The 26,995-nt window shown below is 62.1% G+C and carries 22 protein-coding genes; 4 read left to right on the top strand and 18 right to left on the bottom strand.

Annotated features, from left to right (window positions below; translation table 11 throughout):
- Window positions 1-75 precede the first annotated feature (75 nt).
- From Q5Q88_RS02610 to Q5Q88_RS02620, 3 genes are all read right to left on the bottom strand, one after another.
- Window positions 76-381, bottom strand: a complete 306-nt coding sequence (locus tag Q5Q88_RS02610) for a PTS sugar transporter subunit IIB (RefSeq protein ID WP_118653556.1) — start codon at window positions 379-381, stop codon at window positions 76-78.
- Between the two features lie 196 nt (window positions 382-577).
- Complete coding sequence (locus tag Q5Q88_RS02615) at window positions 578-1,897, bottom strand: 6-phospho-beta-glucosidase (RefSeq protein ID WP_302741678.1); 1,320 nt, start codon at window positions 1,895-1,897, stop codon at window positions 578-580.
- Between the two features lie 147 nt (window positions 1,898-2,044).
- Window positions 2,045-3,130, bottom strand: a complete 1,086-nt coding sequence (locus Q5Q88_RS02620; RefSeq protein WP_302741680.1) for a DUF871 domain-containing protein — start codon at window positions 3,128-3,130, stop codon at window positions 2,045-2,047.
- A 523-nt stretch (window positions 3,131-3,653) separates the two neighbouring features.
- On the opposite strand from Q5Q88_RS02620, the gene Q5Q88_RS02625 reads away from it, so the two are divergent.
- The gene (locus Q5Q88_RS02625; protein ID WP_302741682.1) at window positions 3,654-4,400 is read left to right on the top strand and encodes an HAD family hydrolase; all 747 of its coding nucleotides are present in this window, start codon (window positions 3,654-3,656) and stop codon (window positions 4,398-4,400) included.
- 177 nt (window positions 4,401-4,577) lie between these two features.
- Here the strand turns inward: Q5Q88_RS02625 and Q5Q88_RS02630 are convergent, their stop codons facing one another.
- The 7 genes from Q5Q88_RS02630 to Q5Q88_RS02660 form a co-directional block, all read right to left on the bottom strand.
- Entirely contained in the window at window positions 4,578-5,942 is a 1,365-nt protein-coding gene (locus tag Q5Q88_RS02630; RefSeq protein ID WP_302741722.1) for a serine dehydratase subunit alpha family protein, read from the bottom strand.
- Window positions 5,943-6,143: 201 nt separating this feature from the next.
- Window positions 6,144-6,551: a nucleoside-diphosphate kinase gene (ndk, locus tag Q5Q88_RS02635; protein WP_118653560.1), complete on the bottom strand. Its 408-nt coding sequence runs from the start codon at window positions 6,549-6,551 to the stop codon at window positions 6,144-6,146.
- Window positions 6,552-6,943: 392 nt separating this feature from the next.
- Complete coding sequence (gene argH, locus Q5Q88_RS02640; RefSeq protein WP_118653561.1) at window positions 6,944-8,371, bottom strand: argininosuccinate lyase; 1,428 nt, start codon at window positions 8,369-8,371, stop codon at window positions 6,944-6,946.
- 37 nt (window positions 8,372-8,408) lie between these two features.
- Window positions 8,409-9,710: an argininosuccinate synthase gene (locus tag Q5Q88_RS02645; RefSeq protein WP_302741686.1), complete on the bottom strand. Its 1,302-nt coding sequence runs from the start codon at window positions 9,708-9,710 to the stop codon at window positions 8,409-8,411.
- Between the two features lie 779 nt (window positions 9,711-10,489).
- A complete protein-coding gene (locus Q5Q88_RS02650; RefSeq protein ID WP_294122561.1) occupies window positions 10,490-11,266 on the bottom strand; it encodes an amino acid ABC transporter ATP-binding protein in 777 nt (258 codons plus the stop codon).
- A gap of 3 nt (window positions 11,267-11,269) precedes the next feature.
- Window positions 11,270-12,463, bottom strand: a complete 1,194-nt coding sequence (locus Q5Q88_RS02655; protein WP_199588893.1) for an amino acid ABC transporter permease — start codon at window positions 12,461-12,463, stop codon at window positions 11,270-11,272.
- A 169-nt stretch (window positions 12,464-12,632) separates the two neighbouring features.
- Window positions 12,633-13,553 carry a transporter substrate-binding domain-containing protein gene (locus Q5Q88_RS02660; RefSeq protein ID WP_233546131.1) on the bottom strand — a complete coding sequence of 307 codons (921 nt, stop codon included), beginning with the start codon at window positions 13,551-13,553 and terminating at the stop codon, window positions 12,633-12,635.
- 312 nt (window positions 13,554-13,865) lie between these two features.
- Here Q5Q88_RS02660 and Q5Q88_RS02665 point away from each other — a divergent pair, with 312 nt between their 5' ends.
- A complete protein-coding gene (locus Q5Q88_RS02665; RefSeq protein ID WP_118653563.1) occupies window positions 13,866-14,699 on the top strand; it encodes an HAD family hydrolase in 834 nt (277 codons plus the stop codon).
- A 357-nt stretch (window positions 14,700-15,056) separates the two neighbouring features.
- Here the strand turns inward: Q5Q88_RS02665 and polA are convergent, their stop codons facing one another.
- From polA to glf, 3 genes are all read right to left on the bottom strand, one after another.
- On the bottom strand, window positions 15,057-17,855 hold the full coding sequence (polA, locus tag Q5Q88_RS02670; RefSeq protein ID WP_294122555.1) for a DNA polymerase I: 2,799 nt from the start codon (window positions 17,853-17,855) through the stop codon (window positions 15,057-15,059).
- A gap of 204 nt (window positions 17,856-18,059) precedes the next feature.
- Window positions 18,060-19,193: a glycosyltransferase family 2 protein gene (locus tag Q5Q88_RS02675; RefSeq protein ID WP_302741692.1), complete on the bottom strand. Its 1,134-nt coding sequence runs from the start codon at window positions 19,191-19,193 to the stop codon at window positions 18,060-18,062.
- Window positions 19,186-20,388, bottom strand: a complete 1,203-nt coding sequence (gene glf, locus Q5Q88_RS02680) for a UDP-galactopyranose mutase (RefSeq protein WP_118653566.1) — start codon at window positions 20,386-20,388, stop codon at window positions 19,186-19,188. The genes Q5Q88_RS02675 and glf overlap by 8 nt, the downstream gene beginning before the upstream one ends.
- 186 nt (window positions 20,389-20,574) lie before the next feature.
- On the opposite strand from glf, the gene pta reads away from it, so the two are divergent.
- Together pta and Q5Q88_RS02690 are read left to right on the top strand one after the other, a co-directional pair.
- Complete coding sequence (gene pta / locus Q5Q88_RS02685; protein WP_302741693.1) at window positions 20,575-21,555, top strand: phosphate acetyltransferase; 981 nt, start codon at window positions 20,575-20,577, stop codon at window positions 21,553-21,555.
- Between the two features lie 159 nt (window positions 21,556-21,714).
- On the top strand, window positions 21,715-22,197 hold the full coding sequence (locus Q5Q88_RS02690) for a universal stress protein (protein ID WP_302741695.1): 483 nt from the start codon (window positions 21,715-21,717) through the stop codon (window positions 22,195-22,197).
- 63 nt (window positions 22,198-22,260) lie between these two features.
- Here Q5Q88_RS02690 and Q5Q88_RS02695 read toward each other — a convergent pair whose 3' ends face one another.
- From Q5Q88_RS02695 to Q5Q88_RS02715, 5 genes are all read right to left on the bottom strand, one after another.
- Window positions 22,261-23,430 carry an acetate/propionate family kinase gene (locus Q5Q88_RS02695; protein ID WP_118653569.1) on the bottom strand — a complete coding sequence of 390 codons (1,170 nt, stop codon included), beginning with the start codon at window positions 23,428-23,430 and terminating at the stop codon, window positions 22,261-22,263.
- Between the two features lie 135 nt (window positions 23,431-23,565).
- Window positions 23,566-23,901 (bottom strand): HIT family protein, encoded by a 336-nt coding sequence (locus Q5Q88_RS02700; protein ID WP_294122549.1) that lies wholly within the window; start codon window positions 23,899-23,901, stop codon window positions 23,566-23,568.
- Window positions 23,902-24,102: 201 nt separating this feature from the next.
- A complete protein-coding gene (gene xseB / locus Q5Q88_RS02705) occupies window positions 24,103-24,369 on the bottom strand; it encodes an exodeoxyribonuclease VII small subunit (protein ID WP_294122546.1) in 267 nt (88 codons plus the stop codon).
- Between the two features lie 59 nt (window positions 24,370-24,428).
- Window positions 24,429-25,886 carry an exodeoxyribonuclease VII large subunit gene (gene xseA / locus Q5Q88_RS02710; protein WP_302741699.1) on the bottom strand — a complete coding sequence of 486 codons (1,458 nt, stop codon included), beginning with the start codon at window positions 25,884-25,886 and terminating at the stop codon, window positions 24,429-24,431.
- 199 nt (window positions 25,887-26,085) lie between these two features.
- Entirely contained in the window at window positions 26,086-26,799 is a 714-nt protein-coding gene (locus tag Q5Q88_RS02715; protein ID WP_302741701.1) for a zinc metallopeptidase, read from the bottom strand.
- Window positions 26,800-26,995: the final 196 nt, after the last annotated feature.

A 26,995-nucleotide genomic window follows, 5' to 3' on the forward strand; every position in this document is an offset into this window, starting at 1 on the left:
AAAAGTGGGGTGATGATCGAATAGACACGGATGCGGGTGCCCCCGCGGGTTCGGGCGCGCCGGGCGCGCGGCCGATTACTCGTGGCCGATGAGCTTGAGACCCTGATCGAGGACCTTGGCACCGTCCATCATGCCGTATGCCATCATGTCGATGACCTCGACCGGCGTGTCGCCGGCGACCGACTTGACCTTGTCCAGCAGGAAACGAACCTGCGGACCGAGCAGGATGACGTCGGCCTTCTCGGCGTTCGCCTGAGCCTCGGCCTCGGGCACGGCCCAGATGGTGGCCTCGATGCCGCGCTCCTCGGCGCTCGCCTGCATCTTGGAGACCATCAGGCTCGTGGACATGCCTGCGGAGCAGCAAAGCAGAATGTTGACCATGAGCTCTCCTCCTTTCCTTCTCCCGCGCGGTGCGGGAACGACATTGCGCGGCCGTGGAAATGCGACCGCAATATTCTCATCACCCCACCTTGATGATACGCCGTGGAGCGAGGAATACCCAACGAAAGTTGACGTGCGCCGCGCAAGCGGCGGGTGGGCAGGGGGTCGCCCGCCCGGACCGCCTCGCGCAGGCCCCTTAAGCGAACTGGGGCAGGTACTGCCTGTGGGCCTCGATAAGCTCATCCACCACGATGTTGGCGAGCTTGTCGGAGGGGCACAGCGGGTTCATCTCGAGCGCCGCGACGGCAAGGTCGCGGTCGCCAGTAATCGCCGCCTCGACCACCATGCGCTCGAAGCCCTTCATCATCTGCACGTAGCCGGCGATGCGGGGCTTGAGCTCGCCCGTGGTGAGCGGCTTGGGGCCGTCGGCGGTGATGCGGCACGCCACCTCGACGGCGCTCGTCGAGGGCAGGCCCTCGATGCAGCCGTCGTTGCGGACGTCGACGTACTGGATGTCGCCGCGGTTGGTGTGGATGGACTCGATGAGGCTGCAGGCGGCGTCGCTGTAGCGGGCGCCGCCGCGCTGCTCGAGCTGCTTGGGCTTGATGTCGAGATTCTCGTCGCGGTAGATCTCGAAGAGCTCGTCCTCGAGGCGGGAGACCACCTCGCCGCGGACGTTGCCCTCCTCGAACTCCTTGAGCTCCTCGGCGAGCATCTCGTCGGTATGGAAGTAATAGTTGTGGTAGGGGCACGGAATCGCGTGGATGCCGCGGATGAACGCCGGCGAGAACGGGATGGACATGAAGTTCTTCATGGAGAGGGCCTCGTCCTCGGAGACGTGGGCGTACTTCTCGACCGCCTCGTCGATGACGGAGACGCCATCCACGAACACACCGGTGGCGAAGACGAAGTGATTCACGCCCTGGAGCTGGAGCTCGAGACGGCTCTCATCGACGTCGAGCACGCGGGCGATACCGGCGTGCATGTTGATGGGCACGTTGCACAGGCCGATGGCGCGGTCGAAGTCGGTGTAGTTGAGGATGGCCTCCTCGATCATGCCGGAGGGGTTGGAGAAGTTGATCATCCACGCATCGGGGCAGAGCTCCTGAATCTCACGGACAAAGTCGAGGATGACCGGGATGGTGCGGAACGCCTTGAACATGCCGCCGGCGCCGTTCGTCTCCTGGCCGAGCATGCCGTGGGACAGCGGGATGCGCTCGTCGAGCACGCGGGCGGGAAGACGGCCGATGCGGACCTGAGAGGTCACGAAGTCGGCGCCGTCGAGCGCGGCGCGGCGATCGGTCGTGAGGACGACCTTGGTGGGAAGGCCGGCGCGCTTGACCATGCGCTGGGCCAGTGCGCCCACCGTGTCGAGCTTCTCCTGGCCCTCCGGGATGTCGACGAGCCACAGTTCGTCCACGGGAAGGTTCTCATAGCGCCTGATGAAGCCCTCGACCAGCTCGGGGGTGTAGCTCGAGCCGCCGCCGATGGTCGCGATCTTGATACCGTTTGCCATAAGTCCTCTCCTCCTCTTCAACAAGTTCAGGATGATCTGCTCAACGCGATATTCCTCAATTAGGCTGCTCGCCCTTGAGGCCGTCCTGCCTTTTGTCGATGGCGTGTGACGGGTTGAATAACAGCTCTTGGGTTACGTTGTACTTCCCTAGAGCAGGATGCCGAAGCGCGACCAGGAATCCAGGTAGTCGAGCAGCATCTGCTCGTAGGCGGGCAAGGTGCCAACCACGTTGCGCGTGCCGTCGTCGGGCATGTCCTGCAACACCAGCTGCAGCTCACCCTTATAGCGGGGGCTGGCGTTGTTGACAACCACCACGTCGCCGCGCTTGAGGTCGCGGCCGACCGGACGCACCGGGATGTCGAGGTCGGCGAACTCGACGCGCGACCACGTGCTGCGCAGCAGATAGGGACTCAGGTCGCCGCGGACCCTGTGCTTGGGATAGAGAGCAACCATGCGCTCGTTGTCGGTCAAGCCGGAATCGGCGACAGGACGCATCTGGACGAGGGAGCGATCGATCTGCTCAATAGAAGCCAGCTCCTCCTCGGTGGCAAAACAGTTGGAGATGATGATGTCGTCGACCAGGCCAATGGCGGACAGGTGGCGCGCCTGGAAGTCGAGCGGAAGCTCGCGATGGCACTCGAGGGTGACGAGGCCCTCACGCAGGGGCCAGGGGCCGAAGGCATCGGCGCGGGGGATGCCGATGAACGCGGCGAGGTTCACACCAAGCTCGCAGACGATTGCGCTCTCACGCTCGAAGAAGGCAGTGTCGAGGCCGCTGAAGCGCTGCGGATAGAAGTTATGACAGGAAATGAGACGCGCACGGTCGGGATCATGCGTGAGCGTCGCGGCCAGGATGCCATCGGCGCAGCTGGCGTTGAGCTCGATCATGAGACCGTAGGGGTTACGGGTCATGTCGGCGACCTGGCTGGGCTGGAAGGGCTCGTCGAGGCGGATGCCGTCGGCGCCGATCTCGTGGAAGAACGAGAGGTCGTCATAGGAGATGCCGAGTTTGGCGAAGACGCTGGGGGCGACGTCGAAGACGACCTCCATGCCGTTCGCGTGGGCGCAGGAGGTGAGCTCGGCAGACTCGCGCTTGACCTGATCGGGATCCCCCTCGACCGACAGCAGGCAGGAGAAGATGCGGCTAAAGCCGTGTGCCGCGGCGCGCTCGATGTATGCGCAATCCTGCTCAACCGTCGAATGCTCCGGATACAGGGAGATACCCCACTTCATACGCGGACGTCCTTCCTCACGTGGCCTGCGTCGGCGCACACGGCAATTGTGTACATCTGGTGGTTGGAATTATATCGATTCAATTGGAGTCCGGCAGTAGGAATACTCCACCCCTCTCAGGTGCTAAAACGCTATTTCTTGGCGTAATGCCAGCTATTTGTATCGATTTAATTTTAGTCTGCATAATCGAGTAAAACCGCGAACGGTAGCGATTTACCGGTGAGCGGATGGGGGCAAGCGACGAAAAACGTCTCCGGCTAGCCACCGGCATGTCGCGCGCAGAGACGACGGCGGCGAAGGGCCATGAGGGAGACGACGCCCCGCCCGGTCGCGGCTAAGGCGATGCGAAGGTACGAGGGACGATGCAGGGCAACGGCGGGAAAGCGTGGCTCAGGTACTTCGAGGCCACCCTCCCCCGCCATGCCACAAGGAGATTGCAGCCCTCATTCATTTCCATGGCTGGAACGCAGCGATTATGGGCATAATTCATAAACATGCCCATATAAACGGAAAGGAGGCGTTCATGACGGCTCTCAAAGCGGTTGTTTTCGACATGGACGACACGCTGCTCAGCATCAACCTGAACGCCTTCATCGGCATGTTCGCACTTGATGAGGCAAACCTTCTCGCCCAAGCGGCACGCAAGAGTACCGTGGCGCTCTTCACCTCGGTGGGAAGTGCCATGTTGGAGCTCAACAACGGAGAGCGCGCCGAGGGCGACATACGGACGAACCAGCGGTTTTTCGCCGATGAGGTCGAGCGCCGCTGTGGCGTGCCCCTGCTCGAGCCCGCAATCCTCGACATGCTCGAGTTCTACGAGCGCGAGATCCTCCCCAAGAAGAACGACCGCCTCATCGCCGCGCGTCCACGCGAGGGAGCCCACGAGGCGATTGAGGCCGTACTCAATCGCGGGATGCGCATCGCCCTCCTCACCAACCCGAGCTTCTCGCGCGCCTGCATCGAGTGCCGCATGGGCTGGGGCGACATGCTCGGCATGCCCTTCGAGCTCGTGACCACCTGGGAGAACTCGACGCGCTGTAAACCGTGCTCCGGCTACTACCTCGAGGCGCTCGGCAAACTCAGACTCGCCCCCGAGGAGACGCTCATGGTAGGCAACGACCCCAAGCGCGACTTCCCCTCCCCCGCAATCGGGCTCAAGACCGCCTACGTGGGCAACGGCAACCAGCCGCGCGCCCTTTGGTGCGGCAGCATGGCGGACTTCGCCAAGGGCTTTGACGAGATCGAAGAGCGGTTCTGCACGGGCGACTGACGCCATGGAGCCTTCACCCGAATACACCCCAGGAGCGGCATCGAACTCAAACGAAGACCAATATTGCGCTGAGAGCGGAATGTAGAAAATGAAGCGTTTCACAGTCCTCATTTTTCGACATTACGCGCTCGGATCATCTCTGTAAGCGAAGCTGCCACATAGGCAGAGGCAGCACGCCTACAACCGTGTCTCGCCCGTCATGATCTTCAAGATCTCGACGTCGGTGTCCTTCATGCCCACGCGGCCAACGTAACCCATGCTGGCGATGGTCTCCTCGACGGTGTCTTGCACGATGCCCTCACCCGCGCGGAAGCCGCGGCCAGCGAGCGCCATGTCGCATCCCAGGATGGCGGCATCCACCGCGGCGGAGATCTTCGCCGCGCAGCTCGCCTTGGCACCGTCGCACACGATGCCGCCCACGTTGCCGAGGGTGTTCACCACCGTCGCGCCGATCTGCTCGCGCGTGCCGCCGCGCATCCAGCAGATGGCCGCGCCCGCACCGCACGCGGCGCACACAACGCCGCAGAACGCGGAGAGAGCTCCGATATAGCTCTTGGTATGAATGGCGACGAGGTCCGCCAGCGCAAGGGCGCGCGTGAGACGCTCCCCCTCGATGCCGAGCTCCTCAGCGTAGGTGAGCACCGGCAGGGCGCACGTGATGCCCTGGTTGCCCGAGCCGCATACGATCGCGACGGGCAGGGCGCAACCGCTCATACGGGCGTCGGAACCAGCGGCGGCGCGGGCCCGGGCGCGGCAGGCGAGGTCGTCGCCGCGCGTGGCGAGCAGCGTGCGTCCGACCTCGGCACCCCATGCGTTCTCAAGGCCCTCGGCAGAGATGGCGGCATTGAGCGCGAGCTGGCGCTCAAGAGATGCCCGGGCGCGAGAGATATCGCCCGACTCAGCGTAATCGAGGATGACGTCGAGCGACAACCCCGGCACCGGAGCCGCCTGAGACACATCCTCGGCGGCCTCCTGAACCGAGACGGCACTCATGAGCGCGCACGTCCCCGAGCACGCGTCCTCGACGTCACGCTCGGCTCGCGCGGCGGGGCACAATTGGATCGCGGGTACGCCGTCGCGCGTACAGCGGACAACGTTGGTGTGGTGCTCCGAGATGGCGACCTCCGCCGCATGCCCGAAAGCCTCGGCGCGCACCTCGATATACAGATTGGGCACGCCCTCGATGAGGGAGACATCAATATAGCCCTCTCGAGCGAGCAGCTCGCGCGTGTGGGCGATGTCGGCATCGGTGACGCGCTCAAGCGTCTCAAGGGCGGCCGAAGCGTCACCGCCCACGGCGCCCAAAACCGCCGCGGCCTCAACTCCACGCATACCTCCCGAGTTGGGGACCGTGACGCTCTTGACGTTCTTGATGATGTTGCCCGAACAGCCCACCGTGAGTTTCTCGGGCTCGCAGCCGAGCACCAGGCGCGCAAGGGCGGCGGCATACGCCAGCGCAATCGGCTCCGTGCATCCCAGCGCGCAGATGAGCTCTCCGTTCAGCAGGTCCCCCAACGCGGCGTCGCGCGCCTCGGCTGTCATCTCGTCTACGCTCTTCTCTGCCACGGGAACCTCCTCGTTCGTATGTCCGATGCTCTTCAGTGTAGCGAACCCGAGCGGCTCCGCGCCATAACAAACCCCGCGCCGTCCGCCGTTAGGCAGATGGCGCGGGGTCGTTAGGGGGTACCGTGCGATTCGACCCCCGACACGGCTTGCAATTGGACTACGTCTCCAACTGGGAAACTAGCCGAAGAAGCGCTCGATCTCGATGGCGGCGTTCTCCAGCGAATCGGAACCGTGGATGACGTTGGCGTTCACATCGACGGCGAAGTCACCGCGGATGGTGCCGGGCGCGGCGTCAAGCGGGTTGGTGGCGCCCATGAGCGTGCGCATCTTGGAGACTGCGGAGAGGCCCGAGACGACCATCTTGACCACGGGACCGCTCGTCATGAACGCGACGAGATTGGGGAAGAACGGCTTGTCGGCGAGGTGGGCGTAGTGGACCTTGACGGTCTCGTCGTCGAGCACGCACTTCTCCATCTTCTCGATGGTAAGACCGGAGCGCTCGATGCGGTCGATGATGAGCCCGGTCTTGCGGTCACGCACGGCATCGGGCTTAATCATGATGAAGGTCTGCTCCATAGCGGGCATGACGTCCCCTTTCAACAGGTATCAACGGTGCGCGCAGGTCGGGCACCCATGAGGAGCCTTCATTGACGGCGACGCGCTGGCCTCATCTTACCCCATGCCACCCTTGACGATTCTCCACCCTCTCCCAAAGTTCACTTTGGAACGCTTCAATTCAGCTATCTGCGGGAAATCACCATCGAGAGTTAACTCTCGATGCAGCAACGACGTCCAAACCGCAACGGTGTTCGGGCAGAGGCGCCATCCGGGTCGCATCGGTATCCGGGACGCAGCGACCACCCGGAGCTGGTGTCTTGCCGCAATTGCCACCCGACGGAGGCGCGGCCTCGGTCGGGTGGCCAGCGAGAGCGGCATCAGGAGCCGCAACCGCGCCTTCAACCGGAGCCCAAGGGTCCCTACGCGCCCGCACCCATGGAGACTACATAGCCCAGACCGCCCACGCGCGCCTCGTCGCCCACGAGCGACGTGCGAACGAACTTGAGCTGCTCCTTCACCGCGGAAGGCGACGTCCCGCCCTCCGTGGTGCGCGCGGCGACAATCGCATCGATATCGAGTGCCGAGGTAATGTCGGGCGCGAACAACGGGCTCGCCTCTTGGAAGACCTCGAACGGCAGATCCTCCAGCTGGCATCCGCGGTGGTCGCACTCCAGCACCAAATGCCCCACGACGGCATGGGCTTCACGAAAGGGCATGCCCTTCTTGGCGAGATAATCGGCAACATCCGTGGCTGCCAAATGACCGACCCTGCAGGCGGCGCGCATGCGCTCGGCGTTGATGTGCATCGTGTCCACCATGCCCGCCATCACCTCGAGGCACTGGCTAAGCGTACGAGCGGAGTCGAGCGCCCCCTCCTTGTCCTCTTGGAGATCCTTGTTGTACGCAAGCGGCAGACCTTTGCAGGTCACCAACAGCTGCATGAGGTTACCGTACACGCGCCCGGTCTTACCGCGGATAAGTTCGGCGAAATCGGGGTTCTTCTTTTGCGGCATGATGGACGAGCCGGTCGAGAAGGAATCAGACAGCGTGATGTACCCGAACTCGGAGCTGCTCCACAGCACGATTTCCTCGGCCAGACGCGAGAGGTGCATGGCCATGGTCGAACAGGCAAAGTGCAAATCGAGAAGAAAATCTCGATCGGACACGGCGTCAAGCGAATTGGGGATCACGCGCGTGAAACCCATGGCGTAAGCGGTTGCCACGCGGTCGAGCGGATACGTGGTGCCCGCAAGCGCAGCGGCACCGAGCGGAGAGGCATCCGCGGCCTCAAACGCCGCATCGAGCCGCTTGAAGTCGCGCGTGAACATCCAGTAATACGCGAGCAGATGATGCGAGAGCAAGACCGGCTGCGCGTGCTGCAGGTGCGTCATGCCGGGCAGGACCACCGTGCCATTATCGATCGCCACGCGCACCAACACCTGCCGAAGCTTGAGGTTGGCCTCCATGAGCTGCTTGGAAAGAGCCTTGGCGGCGAGGCGCGTGTCGGTGGCCACCTGGTCATTGCGCGAGCGACCCGTGTGTAGGCGCTTGCCCGCTTCGCCTATCCTGCGCGTCAACTCGCTCTCGATGGCCATATGGATGTCTTCGTCATTGATGTCAAAGACGAACGCGCCCGCATCGATCTCGGCCTCAATCGCCGCGAGACCGCTGGCGATGGCTTCATAATCCGCCTCGGTGATGATTCCTTGCTTAGCGAGCATCGCGGCATGTGCGCGCGAACCGGCGATATCCTGTTTATACAGATGCTTATCGACGGGAAGCGATGCACCGAACTCCTGCGTGGACACATCCACGCCGCCCTCGAACCGTCCGCCCCAAAGTGCCATATATCCGCTCTCCTTAGGTAAACTCGATGCGGTTTCGTTAGTAATTCACGACCTGGTCGCAAGCAGTGGACTGGGCATCCGCCACGACCTCGAAATGGACATCTTGACCAGCACCGGCGAGCTGCGCCTGCTTGGTGGCCCACGTCTTGATGGAGAGGCCCTGGATGTCGATGAAGCCCTTGGCGGCCTTCTGGTCGAACGCATCGTCGTTGTCGTAGGTGGCGAGCGCGGGGTCGTACAGGGCAGCGGCGCTCTTGCGGCCCACGACCACGCATCCGCCCTTGTAGAACTTGAGCTTCACCGCGCCGGTGAGATCCTGCTGCGTGGCGCCCATAAAGGCATCGAGCGCCTGCTTGAAGGGGCTGAACCAACGGCCGTTGTAGACCTGGTCGGCCCAAAGCTGCTCAAGGGCGAGCTTGTGGTGGAGCACGTCGCGCTCCAGGCACAGATCCTCAAGCGCCTTGTGAGCCTGAATGAGCGCAAGACCCGCCGGGACCTCGTAGCACTCGCGAGACTTGAGACCCACGTAGCGGTTCTCGATCATGTCGATGCGGCCGTAGCCGTTCGCGCCTGCGATGGCGTTGAGCTTTGCAATGAGCTCCGCCAGCGGCAGCTCCCGCCCGTCAAGGCTCGCCGGCACGCCAGCGACGAAGCCGATCTCGACATAGGTGGGCGCGTCGGGCGCGTCAACGGGGTCAACGGTCATCGTCCAGATGTCCGCCGGGGGCTCCGCCCACGGATCCTCGAGGACGCCGGCCTCGATGGCACGGCCCCAGAGGTTATCGTCGATGGAATACGGCTTCTCGATGCTCTGCGCAACCGGCACGCCATGCTTCTGGGCATAAGCAATCTCGTCGGGGCGCATGCCGAGGTCCCACTCACGCACCGGGGCGATGACCTTGAGAGAGGGGTCGAGGGCCGTGATGGAGGTCTCGAAGCGCACCTGGTCGTTGCCCTTACCGGTGCACCCGTGGGCAACGCTCGCCGCGCCGTACTTGTGAGCCACCTCAACAAGGTGCTTGGAGATCAACGGACGGGACAACGCGGAAAGCAGCGGATACTTGTTCTCGTACATGGCATTGGCAGCAAGCGCGCAGGTGATGTAGTCCGAGGCGAACTCGTCGGTCATGTCGACCACTTCGACGGCGATGCAGCCGAGCATCTTGGCCTTCTCGGCAACCTTCTCCAGGCCGTCGTGCTCCTGGCCCACATTGCCGAGCATGGCGATGACGTCGAGACCCATCTCGTTTTGCAGCCATTTGATGCAGACGGAGGTATCGAGGCCGCCAGAATAGGCAAGTACGACTTTTTCCTTGGAGACAGTGTTCACGGTGTTCATGGGTTCATCCTTTCGATATGCCATTCGGCTTGAGAACGGGTGAGCCCAACTGATTGTGATATCCCCACATGGTGCAATTGGGGTACGTCCCCATTGCACCAAACGCGCCGCGAGTCGCGTGCGGCCGTTTGGTAAGAAAAATCCGCCTTGCGGCGGACCCTCCCTCGACGATATCAGTTGGACTCTGCTTGGAGGACTTGACCTCCATGCGAACAGAGACAACGAGTTATCGTCGTCGGGAGATTGAACGCTGGCGTCGGGCGGCCGCATCGGCGGCGTTCTGGCAAGGCATGATGGCGATGTGCGCCATGCCCTCATATGTAGCCAGAAGCTGTGCCACGGTTACTCATCCCTTCGAAACCAGCCGTGTCAATCGTTGGTCACTATAGTAGCCTAAAGTGACATCGATTCACGCGACGTTCTGTTATGTTGCGACTTTGTTACCACCCCGTACCCTGGCGCGCATCATCCGGCGCTCGAACAATCCTGCTCGCACGAAGGCCACATTAAGTGGCCTTCGGCTCGTGCGGAACTCGCGGCGGATGATGCGCGCCAGGGGACGGGCTACGGCAACGAATAGAAATTCCACGTACTACGCCTCTCCCCAAACATGTGCCGCGCCCCCTCCGCCCATATCGTCCCGCGCGCAGTTCGCGACAGCGCTGTTTGAGCACGGGATGATATGGGCGGAGGGGGCGCGTTCGCCTTGAAGTGATGAGGTGAAAAACTGTTCGAGCGCCGGATGATACGGTCCGAGACGCGGGGCGGCGAGCGCCTGTCTACTCTTTGAGATAACGCGAGAGGAACTCACGGGTACGTGCGTGGTGTGGCGCAGTGAAGATCTGCTCGGGGTCGCCCTGCTCGGCAATCACGCCCTTGTCCATGAAGACCACGCGGTCGGACACGGTGCGCGCAAACTCCATCTCATGCGTCACCACGACCATCGTCATACCGTCGCTGGCCAGGCCTCGCATGACTTCGAGCACCTCTCCGACAATCTGCGGGTCCAAGGCGCTGGTAGGCTCGTCGAACAGCATGATCTTGGGACGCATGCATAAGGCGCGGGCAATCGCCACGCGCTGCTTCTGGCCACCGGATAGCGTCGAGGGCGCAGCGTGGGCAAAATCCGCCAGACCCACCGAGCGCAAGTGCTCGAGAGCGACCGTCTCGGCCTCCCCCTTCGACATCTTCTTGCGCGTTACGGGAGCCAGCGTGCAGTTTGCCAGCACATCCATGTTGTTGAACAGGTTGAATCCCTGGAAGACCATGCCGATGTCCTCGCGTAGCGAGTTCACGTCCACGTGGTCGGCGGTGAGGTCGCTTCCTTGAAACCACACGTGTCCCGCGTCGGGCGTCTCGAGCAGGTTGATGCAGCGCAGAAGCGTCGACTTACCCGATCCGGAGGCACCGATGATCGTCACCACCTCGCCGGGTGCGACCTCCAGATTGACGTCGCGCAGGACTTCGAGGTCGCCGAAGGACTTGCGCAGGCCCTCGATACGCACCATGTAATCGCCGGCGGGAGCCGTAACGGCGGTGTTGTCGTTCATAGCCATGGTCTAGTGCTCCTCGACGTTGACGGGCTGATCGGAAGTGCTGCCAAGCTTCACCGACTTGACGTTGAGGCGGTTCGCCAGGCGACCAAGCAGCCACGAAGCGATCATGGTGAGGCACAGGTAGATCACGCTCGTCACGAGCGCCGCCTCGAACTTGGCATAGTAGATGCCGCCCACGGTGGTAGTTGCGAACATAAGGTCAAAGGTGCCAATGACGGAAAGGACCGACGAGTCCTTGATATTGATGACGAGCTCGTTGGAAAGACCGGGGATGGCGAATTTGACGCCCTGGGGGAACACGACCTTGCGCATGGCCTCCCACTGGGACAGGCCAAGCGAACGGGCCGCCTCGGTCTGACCGGTGTCAACCGACTCGATGCCGCCGCGTAGCACCTCCATCATATACGCCGTTGAGTTGAGGACGATGGTGACGAGACCGGCGGTAAACGTGCTCCAGATCGCGTTGATCTGCGTGGTGGTGAGGTCGGTCATCTTAAAAAGCGCGAACACGCCGAAGAAGATGATCATGGCCTGGACCATCATGGGCGTGCCGCGGACCACGGTGCTGTAAAGGCGCGCGAAACCGCTGCCCACGACTTTCCAAAAGCGAACGAAATCGTTGTCGGAACGGTCGATGACCTGGATGCGCAGGAACACCAAGAGCAGTGCGAGGAAAAACGCGATCACCGTGCCGAACACCGCGAGCGCGACGGTGGTCTTGAAGCCGGAGAAGAAGATGGCGCGACTGTTGTAGAGCATATAGAGCATGCTCTCGAGCGTGGAGGCGGGACGCGTCTCGGCCGTAACCGCGACCTGCCAAGCAGATGCGATCCCCATGCCAAGGCGGTCGAGCGCGAGTACGGCAGTGATACCGCACACCGCATACGATCCGTAGCGCAACGCGCGCGCAACGGTAGGTTGGGTAAAGGGCGACACCTGCGCGTACGTCTTCCACCGAGCGAGCTTGAACGCCAAGGCCACGGCGGCAAGCACGAGCCAAGCAACGAGCAGGTAGTACAAGACGACCTCAAGCGCATACGCACCGGCAAGGAAACTCAGTGCGGGGCGCGGCTGGCTGGACAGGCTCATGCCCATCGCCGCAATCACACTCGTTCCCAACAACACGTAGCGATGATCATCCAAAACAAACGAGGCCAAGCGACCAAGCGGGCGAGCACCCGCCGATGCGGTGGTCATGGATCGACTCCTTTAATTGAATAATAGCGATACGGCCACCGATCGTGAGATGGCGGCCCAGCAAGATGTATAAAGCCCGAGCGCGAACATATTCTCGTAGGGCGTTTTGTGGAGCGAAGCGCAACCACGCCCGAAGAGATTATGTCCGCGCGCAGGCGGTTTGGATACGTTATGCAGGCTGACGATCCATGCAGGCGGACCACATGTCCTGACGCTCCTCGTCATCGATGCCCGCGATGATCTCGTTGATCTGGTCGAGGACGGCCTTGTTCTCATTGGCCACCGCGGCGTTATCGGGCATGAGGGAATCCTCGAAGGAGTCCTCCATGTCGAGCACCACGAGCTCCGGATAGACCTCGAGCAGCTTGGGGGCGGAGAGCATGGAATAGGTGATGATGTCGCACGTACCGTTCATCAGGTTCTCGACGACCATGGGCTGCGTCTCAGCAGGCGTCATATGGTTGACGTCAGGAATCTGCTCGATCACGTCGTCGTACATGGTCGCCGCCTGGCCGAGAATCGAGGCGCCCGCAAGCTCGGCAAACGTCGTGGCACCGGCGTAGGCCGAATCGTTCTTGCAAATCATGATGATGTCGTCATCGACATAGGAGTCGGAGAACGCGGCGGCGTCCTCGCGCTCGGGCGTGACGGACATACCGGCGCACACGATATCGATCTGACCGTTGTTGAGCGCGTCGATCAGCGAGCCGAACTCGAGCTTGACCGCGACGGGCTCCATACCCAGGCCCTCGGCGATCATCTTGGCAACTTGGACGTCATAGCCGTCGGCGTAAGCACCCGAGACGTTCTCGATTGGAATGGTGTACTCAGACTCCTCGGAGACCTGCCAGTTATACGGGGCGTATGCGGCCTCCATACCAACACGCAGCGTCTTGCCATCGCCCAGCTGAGCCGCCGATGCGGAAGCGTCGGTGCTACCGCTCTGTCCTGCATCCTGGGCAGCGGGGCCGCAGCCCGCAAGGAACATCATGCCTCCCACGCTCATAGCCGTTATGCCGGAGAGCTTAAGGAACTCCCTGCGCGAACGCATAGCGGGTTGGATAGATACGTCAACAGTCTCACGAGTCATGATGAACCTCCAATGTTTGTCTGAGACCCCTTCCGCACGACGCAACCAGAGGGGGCCCATCCCCCTCTCCCTTGCAACTTAATGCGTGAAAGTTCCGCGTGCTGTAGGGCAGGATACTCCGTTTTGGTGGAGCATAATCAGGAGGTATACCAAGAAATAGATTAGTTACATTTCTTATACATGCACATGCATAGAATTTCAGCGGGCAGAGAAATCGAGCGCGGTAACCGCTTTTGTACCGATGTGCGGCACTCAGGCTATACAATACCTGCGAACATCAAGGCGCGCGCCGCCCAAACCGGAAAGGATCACATGCTTCCCTCGTACCTCGCCGATACCGACCTCTCCTCGATCAGACTCGTCGCCACCGACATGGACCTCACCCTGCTCGCCGATGACAAATCCATGCCCGAGGGCGTTGACGAACGCATTGACGCACTCGCGCGACGCGGCGTCGTGTTCTGCGCGGCGAGCGGCAGGCCCGCGCTCGCCCTGCGCGAATCCTTCCCGGCCCATCACCAAGATATGGCGCTCGTCGCCGACAACGGGGCATCCGTCTACCTGCGCGATGAGCTCATCTACCGCGACCTCATCGATCACGACCTGTACCGCGAGGTCCTCACGCGTTGCGTCGAATCGGGGTGCGGCGTCCCCGTGCTCTGCGCCTTCGACGTCGCGTACGCGCTTGAGCGCGACCGTGTGCACCATGACGTGGTGAGCATCTACTACCGCAATATCATCTACATCGACACCTTCGAGGAAATCGATGTCGACTCGAATAAGATCTCGATATACTTCCCCAACTGGGACAGCAAGCGCAATTTCGATGAGGTGTATGGGCCGGAATTCGGAGAGCGCCTGTACGTCACGTGCGCCGGTGATGAATGGCTCGATTTCATGAACCTCGGTATCGACAAGGGGTCGGGCATTCGCCATCTAGCGGAACATCTGGGCATCAAGCTCACCGATATCGCCGCCTTCGGCGACACCTATAACGACATCCCCATGCTCGACATCATAGGCCACAGCTACGTGATGGCCAATGCCGCCGAGCACATGCATGCCCACGGCAAGTTCCTCGCCCCGAGCAACAACGAGGCGGGCGTGCTCACCGTCATCGACCGCATCATCGAGGCGATGGCATAAAGCCCCATCACGATCGACTCGCAAACCAAAACCGCGAAGCCCATCACCAGCGACATGCAGTCGATTAAAAATCGAGTTTCGCACCGCTGATGATGCGGAATGATCAGAAGCCAGAGGCCCAGCACCAGCCTCCACGCCCCTTCTTCCATCTACCAACGCACGGCCAGCGAGACTCTGCCGCGAATCGGACGAAAATGTAACGAATTCTCGAAGGGGTCGAGTAGACGGGGGTTTTGGCCTCCTGCCAACTGGGGTTTTACCATCCAGACCGGCCGTCTACTCGGGGCGTCTCGAAACTCGTTACAAAATCGAGCGATTCGCGGTAGCTCGGCGGGAAAACCGCGATATCGCAAAGAGCTACTTCGCCTCTGCCCAGGTCTCGCCGATGCTGGCGTCCGCGATGAGGGGCACGCGGAGCTGAGCCACGCCCTCCATTTCCTCGCGCACCATGGCCACGAGCGCGTCGACCTCGGATGCCGGGCACTCGAAGTCCAACTCGTCATGCACCTGCAGAATCATCTTGGCGGCAAAGCCCTCGGCACGCAGTCGCTCGGCCACGCGCACCATGGCGATCTTGATGATGTCTGCAGCGGAGCCCTGCATCGGATGATTCATCGCCGTGCGTTCGCCGAACATGCGCTGCGCGGGCACGCGCAACTCAGGGATGGGGCGGCGGCGCCCGTACATGGTCTCGGCATATCCGGTCTGCTTCGCGAAGGCCACCGTCTCATCCAGGTATGTGCGCACGCCCGGGTACGCGCGGAAGTAGGCGTCGATCATCTCACGGGCCTCCGCCATGGGGATATCGAGCGTCTGCGACAGACCGTATGCCTGCTGGCCGTACACGATGCCGAAGTTCACCGCCTTGGCGCGGCTGCGCAGCTGCGGGGTCACCTCGTCAACCGCGACACCGAACACGCGCGCGGCGGTCTCGGCATGGAAGTCCTCGCCCTCGTTGAAGGCACTCACCAGATGCTCGTCGCCCGAGAGGTGCGCCAGCAGCCTCAGCTCGATCTGCGAGTAGTCGATGGCCACAAAGACCGAGCCCTCCTCCACCGAGAACGCCTTTTTGACCGCATGGCCCAGCTCGGAGCGAGTGGGGATGTTCTGCAGGTTGGGATTGGAGCTCGATAGGCGGCCCGTCGCGGTGATGGTCTGGTTGTAGGTTGTGTGTACGCGGCCGTCGTTGCGGCGCTGGCCGCCGAGGGTGTCCAGGTACGTCGACTTGATCTTGGTCTTCTCGCGGTACTCAAGGATGAGGCGGACGATCTCGTGGTCCTTCGCGAGATCCTCGAGGACCTTGGCGTTGGTGGAGTAGTAGCCGCGCTGGGTTTTCTTGAGGCCAGCCGTGGGCAAGCCGAGCTTGTCGAAGAGAATGCGGGAGAGCTGCATAGGGCTCGAGAGATTGAACTCCTCGCCACCCGCAAGCTCGCGAATGCGAAGCTCGAGCGACTGGATTTGACCAACGAGTTCCTCGGACTGCGCCGCCAATCGTGCGGGGTCGACGTACATGCCCGCGCGCTCCATGGACGCAAGCACGCGCACGAGCGGCATCTCGATCTTGGTGAAAATGTCCTCCGCGCCCTGAGCCCCAAGCGCGGCGGCGAGCGGCTCACGCAGGATGCGGGCGAGCCAGGCGGATCGAGCAGAGGCGCTCACGGCATCCGCCGGCGCGCCCGCCTCCCCCGCCGCGGGTGGCAACGAGGCATGCAGGTACGTCTCGGCAAGATAGGAATCGGCAAAATCCGAACGCACGGAATCGAGCAGGTACGCGGCAACCACCGTGTCAAATAACCGCGAAGAGTCAACCAACAGCGGGTCCAGGAGCTCCGTCTCACTCGAATCGACGGGCGAGAGCTCGTGGAGCAACGCCTTAACGTCGCAAGAGATCACGCGCCCCTCGCTCAGGATATGATGCAGCACCCCAGGAATGACCCCCGCCGAGAGGTCAAGGTCGATCGTGGATATCGCACAGGGGCCGAGCGGTTCCTCGAATGACAGCAGGGCGCGGTCGGTGGCGACCCACAGGCGACGCGTCATGCCGAAGAGCGCTCCATCTTCCTTGTCATCCTCCATGGCGACACCCAGCCACTCGTCCGCATCGAGGGCACGACAGAGCTCGTCGAAGCACGCGTTCATCTCCTCAGATGCGGCCCGCTCTTCCTCATCGCCCTTCTGGGCCGCAGAGGCGTCGAGGGCAACACGCAGCACCTCGGGCATCTCCAGGCTCGTAGCCACAGGAGCCGAAGCGGCGCCTTCCCCGAGCAGCGCGAGGAAGCGGTTCTGCATCGCCATGATGCCGAGCTCACCCAGGGCGGCAGAAACGGACGACGCGTCGAACGCCGGGAACGCCACCTCGGTCAGGTCACACTCGATGGGCGCGTCCGTCATGATCGTGGCGATCTTGCGGGAGATGAGCGCGTCATCGATGTGCGCGCGCAGGTTCTCGCCCATCTTGCCCTTGACCTCGTCGGCATGGGCAATAACCTCGTCCAAGCTGCCGTACCGGGCGATCAATGCGCTCGCCTTTTTGGGGCCGATGCCCGGCACGCCGGGAATGTTATCGGAAGAGTCGCCCTTGAGACCGTAGAAATCGGGTACGAGATTGGGCGTGATGCCATGGTAGAGGTCGTCCACGCTCTCGGGTGTCATGATAGCGATGTCGGAAAGGCCCTTGCGCGTGGAGACCACATGCACGTGTTCTGTCACAAGTTGATACATATCGCGGTCACCGGTGACGAGATACATATCGCACTCCGCCTCTTCACCGCGGCGGGCGAGCGTACCCAGAATATCGTCGCCCTCCCAGCCTTCGAGCTCGATCACGGGGATCGAGAGGTTCTTCAGCAGTTCTTTGATCATGGGGAATTGGCTGCGAAGATTCGGATCCATGGGTGGACGCTGGGCCTTGTACTGGGGCAGCATCTCCATGCGGACCTTCGGACGGCCCTTGTCGAACGCGCAGACCACGCCGTCGGGCGAGAACTCGTCGACCATCTTAAGGAACATGTTGAGGAAGCCGAATACTGCGTTGGTGGGGCGGCCGTCCGGCGCGTTCATGGTGGGGGGCACAGCATGGAAGGCGCGGTGCATGAGCGAGTTGCCATCGATGACGGCGATGACGCGTCGGGCACGGGCAGGCGTGAAATCAGGCATGGAGGACCTCTCTCGTCCGTTTTCTCTCGCAAACCAGTCTACCCCACCGCCCGGACAAGTAGGCGCAGGCCGATAGATGGCAGTAGGCCCCGGAAGGACATCCCTCACTAAACATTCCAGAGGATTTGCGCAAAGCGCAGATCCGAGGGCGTTTGGGGAGGGATGTCTTTCCGGGGCCGACCGAGCACGTCCGCTCGGCAAACCCTAGTTGAACTTGAAGATCTTAGACGCAAGATGGTACATACCGATGGTGGTCTTCTCTCCCAGCTTGCCCGGCAGGTTCGTGCCCCAGCCAATCACGCCGTGGCGCGCCTTGCGGTACATCTTCTCGTCATACGTGCGCAGATCGTTCCATAGGGCAGCAAGCTCATCATCGATGCCCGGCTTGTCGGAAAGCTTGGTGAACACCGAGCAGATGGCCATCATCATGGTGAAGTAACCCATCATGTAGGAGCGCAATTTCTCCTGTTCGACGTCCTCGTACAGGTGGTAGGACTCCATCATGATGCGCGTAATGCGGAACTGCTGGTCCAGGCGCTTGACCATAGTGGCCTCGTTTACGCTCTGACCCTCACGACCAATGAAGTAACGATACAGGTCGACGTCGGCGTAATAGAGAGTCTTGCAGTTGGGCAACGGCACGTACGCGTAGATATTGTCCACGTAGAAGGTGTGCGGTGGCATGGGGAGGTCGTGCCCGCGCAAGACATCCGTGCGGTAGCACAAAGAGTGCATGAGCAGGTTCTGATCGGGGCGGAAGCGCCCGATCTCCTCCCAGGAAAAGACCTTTTTGCGCGGCAACGCCATGCGATAGCTGATCGTGGTGTGCGTGCCCTCGTGAACCTTCTCGTACACGTAGTTCGAGATGAACAGGTCAACGCGCAGGTTACGCTCCTCAAATCCGCGAAGAATGGTGAGCATGGTGGAAAGCGCGGCGGCGTCGAGCCAGTCGTCGGAATCGACGACCTTGTAGTACGTACCCTGGGCTTCGCGCAGGCCGGCACGCACAGCCATGCCATGGCCGCCGTTCTCCTGATGCACCACGCGGACAATGCCCGGATACCGCGCCTCCCATTCATCTGCCTTGGCGCCCGTTTCGTCCTCCGAGCCGTCATCGACGATGATGATCTCGATGTCGGACGCGAACTTGGATCCCTCGAGGATTGAGGTGATGCAGTGATCCATATCCTTAGCGGCATTGTAACTGGGGATGCCAAAAGAGAGCACCTTGTGGCCCTCCCCCGCCGGCGTCACAGAAATCGTCCTGATGGGAAACGCGACGCGGGCAGCCTCGATATCGTAAGCAGTCGCAACGCAGTTCTGTTCGGTATTAGGCATGGCAGGCGATGATCTCGTCGGAGAGGTTAAGGGCGGAAGCGGTCACGGCATCCATATCGTAGTAACGATACTCGGCAAGACGGCCGACCGGGTGGAAATTCGTGATGTGCTGCACGCGCTCGAGATACCGCTCGTAGAGCTTGCGGTTGTCGGGGTCGAGAATCGCGTAGTACGGGGTCTGGCCGCTACCCGGCTCGTAAGCGTGGCTGTACTCCTTCATGATGGTGGTCTTGCCTTCGACCTCTTGCCCTGTCATGTTCTTGAACTCGGTGATACGCGTGAAGTCCTCGGACACCGTGTAGTTAACCGTGCCAACCGGCTGGAAGCGATCCATGTCGAGGGTCTCGAACTTCATGTCGAGCGTACGGTACGGCAGAGCGCCCAGATCAAGGTTGAACAGCTCATCAAGCGGACCGGTGTAGATGACCTCGCCACCGTAGACGTTGCCGCGAACCTTAACCGTGGTCTCGTCGAGCTCGAAGATGTCGCGTGCGTCGACACCACAGAACACATCGATGCAATCATGGTCGAGCATGTTCTCGAACAGGGCGGTGTAGCCTTCCGCGGGCATACCCTGGAAGGGGGCCTGGGGGAAGTAACGGTCATCGTCACCCACGAACACGGGGACGCGCGCAGTGACGGACGGATCGATCTCGTCGGGCGTCTGACCCCACTGCTTCATCGTGTAGTGCAGGAATACGTTCTCGTACACGTAGTCGGCGACCTCGGCCAGGTCCGGGTCGTTTTTCTCGCGAAGCTTCAGGATCGGAACCTTCACATCCTTGCCGAACGTGTCGACGAGCTTGTTGTAGAGCTCCTCACCGCGCTGATCGCCAAAAGCGAGCAACAGGCTCTTGTGGTTGAAGGGCACCGGCATGAACGTGCCGTGAACGTTGGCGAGCACTTTGTGCTGATAATCGGTCCACTCGGTGAAGCGGGAGAGGAAATTGTGCACGTTCTCGTTGAACGTATGGTAGATATGCGGGCCGTACATATGCACCAGAATCCCGGCCTCGTCGTAATAGTCATACGCGTTGCCGGCGATATGGTCGCGACGCTCCAAGACGGCGACGCGGAATCCGACGGTCTCGGCGAGGCGACGGGCGCACACGGCGCCAGCGTATCCCGCGCCGACGACGATCATGTCGTACGCGTTCGGGTTGAAGTCCTCCGGGAGACCGAAAGTGATCTGCATGACAGCTCCTTGCAGGCGGTGGCGACATCTCTTCCCATGAAGCGACGAGCGGGGTCGCCATGGCCCGCATATCGCGTTTTCATCCAAATGATTATAGCGGTCGAGTCATATAATTACCTCTGTCACACCAATAATGCTCATCGCGCGCAGCGGCACGCGATGAGCGATTCATTCTGAGGAGCGTACATGAGCGATTTCCTGAGCCGCATGAAAGCCACCGCCAAGGCGGATAAAAAGACCGTCGTCCTGCCCGAGGGCGAAGACCAGCGCACCATCGACGCAGCGAAGATCATCGTCGAGGAGGATCTCGCCAACCTGGTCATCTTGGGCGATCCCGAGAAGATCGACGTCCCCGGCGTCACCGTGATCGACCCCAAGTGCGGCCCCAAGCACGAAGAGTACGCCCAGAAGTTCGCCGAGCTCCGCGCAAAGAAGGGCGTGACCATCGAACAGGCCCGCGCCCAAATGAACGACGCCACCTATTACGGCACCATGATGGTCAAGATGGGAGATGCAGACGGCCTCGTGTCCGGCGCCTGCCACTCCACCGCCGACACGCTGCGCCCCGCCCTGCAGATCCTCAAGACCGCCCCGGGCACCAAGCTCGTCTCCGCATTCTTCATCATGTGCACCCAGACCCCGCAGTTCGGCACCGACGGCACGCTGATCTTCGCCGACTGCGGCCTGAACATCAACCCCACCTCCGACGAGCTCTCCGAGATCGCCATCGCGTCCGCCAAGAGCTGGCAGACCTTCATGGGAGGTGCCGAGCCGCACGTGGCGCTACTCTCCTACTCCACCATGGGATCGGCTGGCGGCGAGGTCGCCAAGAAGGTCCAGGAGGCTGTGGCGTTCTGCAAGGACAAGGCTCCCGAGCTCGCCATCGACGGCGACCTTCAGCTCGATGCCGCCATCGTGCCCACCGTGGCGCAACTCAAGGCCCCGGGCTCCCCGGTCGCCGGCAAGGCGAACGTACTCGTGTTCCCCGACCTCGAGGCCGGCAACATCGGCTACAAGCTCGTGCAGCGTTTCGCCGGTGCGGATGCCTACGGCCCGATCCTGCAGGGCATCGCCAAACCGGTGAACGACCTGTCGCGCGGCTGCTCGGCCGAGGACATCGTGGGCGTGGTGGCCATCACGGCCGTTCAGGCTCAGATGGCCGAGTAAGCCTCCGATTCATCGCACGTGGCCATGGGGCCGGGCGTTGCTTTGGCAGCGCCCGGCCCTTTCCCTATCAAAACGCAAGGTGCGGCCGAAACGACTACGGTTGCCCGCCAAAGGGTACAGATGTCATAACGGATGCCAAGGCGAGAGAAAGGGGCACCCATGTTGTTCAAGAACGTTTTGGTTCCCTTCGATGAGTCCGAGCACGCGCAGGCGGCGCTCCATCTTGCCATCGACTTCGTGGGGGACGACCCCACGGCGACGATCCATATCGTCACGGTCGTATCGAACGATATCATGCCGCCCTCGATGATCTCCGCCGCTGGTGCCTTTGGAGAGGCCCCCATCGACTACACGAGCTACGAGTCACTCCTCACCTCGATCGCCGAGCGCTCTGACCGCGAGCTGCGCGACAGCATCGGCAGCATCCTTGGCAAGGACCTAGATGCCATCAAGGCCAAGGTCGTCATTGATACGCGCCTGGCACCCTCCCCTGTGGACGGGATCACCAACTACGCCGCCGACCATCGCTGCGACCTCATCATCATGGGCCGGCGCGGCTTGGGCGCCCTGCGCGGCATGCTCGGCAGCGTGAGTTACGGCGTTCTGCGTTCGTCCGAGATTCCCGTCCTCACGGTCAAGTAGTCCCCAACTGAAAGCGGCCCCTCATGTGAGGGGCCGCTTCGCGTGATGCTCTGGTGAGCGAGGTTACTTGGCCAAGCGCTCGACGTCCAGCGAAATCATATACTCCTCGTCCGTGGGAATGACCACGACGGTGACGCTAGAGCCGGCAGCGGAAATGACGCCGCCCTTGCCGCCCACGCACTCCCTGTTCTTGGCGCGATCAACGCGAACGCCGAGCCACTCGAGGAACTCGCAGAACGCCTGACGGGTCGCCCAGTCGTTCTCGCCAATGCCACCAGCGAAGGTGATGGTGTCGACGCCGGCCATGGAGAAGATCATGGAGCCGGAGTGCAGCATCGCCTTGTAGGCGAACAGGTCGAGCGTGAACAGCGCCTTCTCGTCGCCCTCGAGCGCCGCCTCGCGAATGTCGCGCGCATCGCTCGTCTTCTCATACATGGCGAGGATACCGGACTGCTTGTTCATCATGGTATCGACCTCGTCGGCGGTGTAGCCACCCACGCGCTGCAGGTAGCAGACGGTGGCGGGGTCGATGGAGCCGCAGCGGGTGCCCATCATGAGGCCGTCGAGCGGGGTCAGGCCCATCGTGGTGTCGCGGCACACGCCGTCCTCGATGGCGCACAGGGAGCTGCCATTGCCCAAGTGGCAGGACAGCAGGCGGTGGCAGCGGTCGCCGAGCATCTCCTTGGCGGTCTTCCACTCATAGCGATGGCTCGTGCCGTGCGCGCCGTACTTGCGCACGTGGTACTTCTCGCGAACCTCGCGAGGCAGCGGGTAGGTGTAGGACATCTCGGGCATGCCCATGTGGAAGGAGGTGTCGAACACAGCGACGTTCGGAATACTCGGATAGGCATCGCGGCAGAACTCGATTACGCCGGCCTCAGCGTAGTTGTGCAGGGGGGCGAGGGGCGCCACCTCGTAGATCTTGGCGAGCACGTCGTCGTCAACGAGGGCAGAATCGGTGAAGTGCCAGCCGCCCTGGACGATACGATGGCCGATGGCGTCCATCTCGAAGCCATGCTCGTTGATAAGATCGATGACCATGCGAACGGCCGTGCCGTGGTCGGGTAGAACGACGGCCTCCTTGACCTTTTCCCCACCCTCGCTGTGACCGAAGATTCCCTCTTCGAGGCCGATCTTCTCGCAGTTGCCCTTGGTGAAGACCTCGCGAGTCTTGGTGTTCATGAGCTGGAACTTGAGACTCGAGCTACCGGCGTTGAGAACGAGGACGTTCATGACACTCCCTACAAATGATGCGCGGACAATCGTGCGTCGCGCAGGACGTTACAACGGTTCTATCATAGCGCGAATGTGCGCACGCAGGCATCCCACCGCGCGCACAACGATATTTTGCATGCGGGCCCTGCGGCCTCAAATGAGTCCTTCGCCGAGCGGCTTGCCGCCGAGCACGTGCAAGTGAACGTGCATGACGGTTTGACCGGCGGCCTCGCCCTTGTTCGAAATCACGCGGAAGCCCTCATCGAGGCCCTTGATGCGGGCGACCTCGGCCACTGCGTGCATCATGGCGGCGAGCGTCTCGGCGGGAATGCCATCGATGATGTTGTCGTAGTGCTCCTTGGGAATCACGAGCGTGTGCGCGGGCGCCTGCGGGTTGAGGTCGTCAAACGCGATGACCAGGTCATCCTCGTAGACGATGGTCGAGGGGATCTCGTGGGCGGCAATTTTGCAGAAGATGCAGTCGGACATGGGGCTCCTTTCAATTGTGTTCCCGTGTCGGCAGGGGGGGCATATCGACCCGTGCTCAAACAGTCCCGGCTCGCACGGACCGTCCACCGGACGGTCCGGCTCTTGCGGAACTGCGCGCGGGACGATATGCCCCCTACCGACAAACGACGTCCCCCTCGATTATCGCATCGAAAGGGCGACTACGGGTTGAGGGGATGGCTCTTAGAGGTTGAGGCTGTCGGCGTCATCCGCGGGCTCACCCGGGACAAGCTGATCGGTACCGTCGACATCTTGCAGCAGGACGGAGACCTTTTGCTCGGCCGCTGCCAGACGACCGCGGAGGCTCTTGAGAAGCTCCACGCCGCGCGTGTAGCTCTCGAGCGATTCCTCGAGCTCCATATCACCTGACTCGAGACTGCGGATGATAAGCTCAAGCTCGGTGGACGCCTCCTTGTAGGTAAGCTCCTCAACGTTCTTGCGATCTGCCATGTTCTTCTCCTTACTCGGCGCCACTCCGGGCGACGCGTAGCTTCCTGTATCTTCTCGGCTTATTTCCCAGCATGTGTGATGTTGCGGACAGATGCACTCACTTCGCCGTCGGCCATGCGTACCCGCACTTCGTCACCCGGCGCGAACACGTCCACGCTCGTCGCGACGCGCCCGGCACCGTCGTAGGCGATGGAGTACCCGCGGCCGAGGACCTTGAGCGGCGAGAGCGCATCGAGTGCTGCCGCGTTTTTCCCCAGATCCGCCAAGGGGCCGCTCAAGATGATCGAACCCTTGGCACGTAGCTTAGAGGTGTACAGGTCCAGGGCGTGACGTTTGACGCCCAGACCGGAAACGCTCGCCTCCAGGCGCGGTGCCAGGCGGTCGAGCGCACCGGTAAAGCGCTCCTGCGAGCGGTCGCACACGACGGCGAATCGATCCGCCGTCTGCGCGAGCTCGGCACGGCGACGATCGACGACATTCGTGGGGTCGACCAGGCACGGACGCGACGCATAGCCATCGACCTCGAGTGCAAGACGCTCGAGCCGCATGGACATCGCGCGGGAGATCCTCCCCAGCATGCCCTCACATTCCGCATCCGCGGAAGCGGTCAACGATACCAGGGAGCGCTGCAGCCGCTGCTCACGCATATTCAGCACATTAACGAGTTCGGCGAACTCGGGGGCCACCGACTCCGCCGCCGCTGTGGGTGTGGAGCACCGGCGGTCGCTCACCATATCGCAAATCGAATTGTCGGGCTCGTGTCCGATGCCGGTCACCACGGGCACGGGACTGGCCGCGACGGCGCGGGCGAGGGACTCGTCGTTGAAGGTCATGAGATCCTCGAAGGAACCACCACCGCGAACGAGCAGGATGCAATCGGGTGCGGGCGAAATCGCGGCCGCACGGCGCAGCCCCTCGATGAGCTCGGCGGGAGCACCCTCCCCTTGGACCTTCGCCCCCACACAGACGACCTCGACCAGCGGGTTGCGGCGGCGCAGCGTGCGCTTGACATCGTTGACGACGGCACCGGATAGCGACGTGACGACGGCGATGCGCGTGCAAAAGACCGGAATGCGGCGCTTGCGCTCGGGTTCCATGAGGCCCTCGCGGCGTAGCTTCTCCGCAAGTTGGGCAACCTGCTGACGAAGCAGGCCCTCCCCCGCCAAGGTGAAGGAGCTCGCCTTGAAGCTCATCTTCCCCGTGGGCTTGTACAGGTCGAACGTCCCCGTGAACAGCACTTGCAGGCCGTCGCGCAAATCAAAGGCGCGCTTGTCGTACGTGCCCTTCCACACGATGCAATCGAGCGCCGCAGACTCGTCCTTGATCTGAAAATAGCAATGGCCGCTACGAGCGTTTGGACCGCGAAAGCCGGTCACCTCGCCGAGCACGGTGATCTTGGGAATGTCGTGGAGCGCACCGGCGGCGAGCTCTGCCGCTTGCGAGACGGAAAGCGCGTCCTCATCGGGCACCGCGGAAGGTGCCTCGGGCGAGGAGCCCGTCAGGTTCCACGCGTTCATATGCCCTCCTCTCACTCGTATCTTCGAACTCGAACCAGTGTAGCAACGCGTGCGGACAAAACGAAGCACCGCGTGAGCGAGCAGAACCGCACCCGGGCACGCGCCGCGCCCCCTCGCAGCCACGCGCCCCGAGCACGGCCACGCAACGGTGCGTGGGGCACCGCGCAGGGGCTGCTCACGTATGGCTGCTCGCGAAGGGCTACTCGTCGCGATTCCTGTTGGTGCGGGCGAGCAGATAGAGCAGCTGCATCACGCTGGCAAGCGCTGCCGCCACGTAGGTGAGGGCGGCTGCGGTGAGCACCTTGCGGGCACCGCGAACGTTGACCTCGCTCATGCCCGAACGCTCGATATAGGCCACCGCACGGCGGCTGGCGTCAATCTCGACGGGGAGCGTAACCAGCTGGAAGATGACGGAGAACGCGAACAGTGCGATGGCGAACGTGGTGAGTCCGGCCACATTCATCATGATGCCGAGTAAGAACACGATGGTCCAAATGTTCTGGGTGAAGTTCACCACGGGCACAAGCGCATGACGGACCTTCATCATAAAATACCCGCTCTCGCGTTGCGCGGCGTGGCCCGCCTCGTGGCAGGCGACCGCGACACTCGCGACCGATCCGCCGCTGAGGTTCTCTCGGGAGAGGTAGAGGTTGTTATCGCGCGGGTCGTAGTGGTCGGACAGGTGACCCGAGGTGCCCCTGATGCCCACGCGACCGCACCCGAGGTCGTCGAGCATGCGACGCGCAACCTGCTCGCCCGTCTCCCCGTCCGAGGCGACTTTGGACCAGCGACGATAGGTCGAGTTGACGTAGTTTTGCGCCATCAGGCCGATAACCGTGGTAACCAGCACGATAACGAGATACAACGGGTCAAATCCAAACCCGTAGCCATATCCATAGCCGTAGTAAGGCATCTGCGAATCCTTTCAAGCACGCGTCCATTCGCACATGCAGGTAGTTCTACCCAAAACAGCGCCCAAGGCGCGGGAGATGGGCGCCCACAATGAAAAGAGAACCAAAAGGGGGTAGGAATGTCGAAAAACGAGGGCGAGAGAGGCTCGATTTTCGACATTCCTACCCTCTACGCAGCGCAAACGGGGACGATTGCGC

Source organism: uncultured Collinsella sp. (assembly GCF_959026545.1).
GTDB lineage: Bacteria > Actinomycetota > Coriobacteriia > Coriobacteriales > Coriobacteriaceae > Collinsella.

What these genes read in the sequence shown, in the direction of transcription:
- Q5Q88_RS02610 (WP_118653556.1), bottom strand. Translation starts at nt 381, where the DNA reads ATGGTCAACATTCTGCTTTGCTGCTCCGCAGGCATGTCCACGAGCCTG.
- Q5Q88_RS02615 (WP_302741678.1), bottom strand. Translation starts at nt 1,897, where the DNA reads ATGGCAAACGGTATCAAGATCGCGACCATCGGCGGCGGCTCGAGCTAC.
- Q5Q88_RS02620 (WP_302741680.1), bottom strand. Translation starts at nt 3,130, where the DNA reads ATGAAGTGGGGTATCTCCCTGTATCCGGAGCATTCGACGGTTGAGCAG.
- Q5Q88_RS02625 (WP_302741682.1), top strand. Translation starts at nt 3,654, where the DNA reads ATGACGGCTCTCAAAGCGGTTGTTTTCGACATGGACGACACGCTGCTC.
- Q5Q88_RS02630 (WP_302741722.1), bottom strand. Translation starts at nt 5,942, where the DNA reads ATGACAGCCGAGGCGCGCGACGCCGCGTTGGGGGACCTGCTGAACGGA.
- ndk (WP_118653560.1), bottom strand. Translation starts at nt 6,551, where the DNA reads ATGCCCGCTATGGAGCAGACCTTCATCATGATTAAGCCCGATGCCGTG.
- argH (WP_118653561.1), bottom strand. Translation starts at nt 8,371, where the DNA reads ATGGCACTTTGGGGCGGACGGTTCGAGGGCGGCGTGGATGTGTCCACG.
- Q5Q88_RS02645 (WP_302741686.1), bottom strand. Translation starts at nt 9,710, where the DNA reads ATGAACACCGTGAACACTGTCTCCAAGGAAAAAGTCGTACTTGCCTAT.
- Q5Q88_RS02650 (WP_294122561.1), bottom strand. Translation starts at nt 11,266, where the DNA reads ATGGCTATGAACGACAACACCGCCGTTACGGCTCCCGCCGGCGATTAC.
- Q5Q88_RS02655 (WP_199588893.1), bottom strand. Translation starts at nt 12,463, where the DNA reads ATGACCACCGCATCGGCGGGTGCTCGCCCGCTTGGTCGCTTGGCCTCG.
- Q5Q88_RS02660 (WP_233546131.1), bottom strand. Translation starts at nt 13,553, where the DNA reads ATGACTCGTGAGACTGTTGACGTATCTATCCAACCCGCTATGCGTTCG.
- Q5Q88_RS02665 (WP_118653563.1), top strand. Translation starts at nt 13,866, where the DNA reads ATGCTTCCCTCGTACCTCGCCGATACCGACCTCTCCTCGATCAGACTC.
- polA (WP_294122555.1), bottom strand. Translation starts at nt 17,855, where the DNA reads ATGCCTGATTTCACGCCTGCCCGTGCCCGACGCGTCATCGCCGTCATC.
- Q5Q88_RS02675 (WP_302741692.1), bottom strand. Translation starts at nt 19,193, where the DNA reads ATGCCTAATACCGAACAGAACTGCGTTGCGACTGCTTACGATATCGAG.
- glf (WP_118653566.1), bottom strand. Translation starts at nt 20,388, where the DNA reads ATGCAGATCACTTTCGGTCTCCCGGAGGACTTCAACCCGAACGCGTAC.
- pta (WP_302741693.1), top strand. Translation starts at nt 20,575, where the DNA reads ATGAGCGATTTCCTGAGCCGCATGAAAGCCACCGCCAAGGCGGATAAA.
- Q5Q88_RS02690 (WP_302741695.1), top strand. Translation starts at nt 21,715, where the DNA reads ATGTTGTTCAAGAACGTTTTGGTTCCCTTCGATGAGTCCGAGCACGCG.
- Q5Q88_RS02695 (WP_118653569.1), bottom strand. Translation starts at nt 23,430, where the DNA reads ATGAACGTCCTCGTTCTCAACGCCGGTAGCTCGAGTCTCAAGTTCCAG.
- Q5Q88_RS02700 (WP_294122549.1), bottom strand. Translation starts at nt 23,901, where the DNA reads ATGTCCGACTGCATCTTCTGCAAAATTGCCGCCCACGAGATCCCCTCG.
- xseB (WP_294122546.1), bottom strand. Translation starts at nt 24,369, where the DNA reads ATGGCAGATCGCAAGAACGTTGAGGAGCTTACCTACAAGGAGGCGTCC.
- xseA (WP_302741699.1), bottom strand. Translation starts at nt 25,886, where the DNA reads ATGAACGCGTGGAACCTGACGGGCTCCTCGCCCGAGGCACCTTCCGCG.
- Q5Q88_RS02715 (WP_302741701.1), bottom strand. Translation starts at nt 26,799, where the DNA reads ATGCCTTACTACGGCTATGGATATGGCTACGGGTTTGGATTTGACCCG.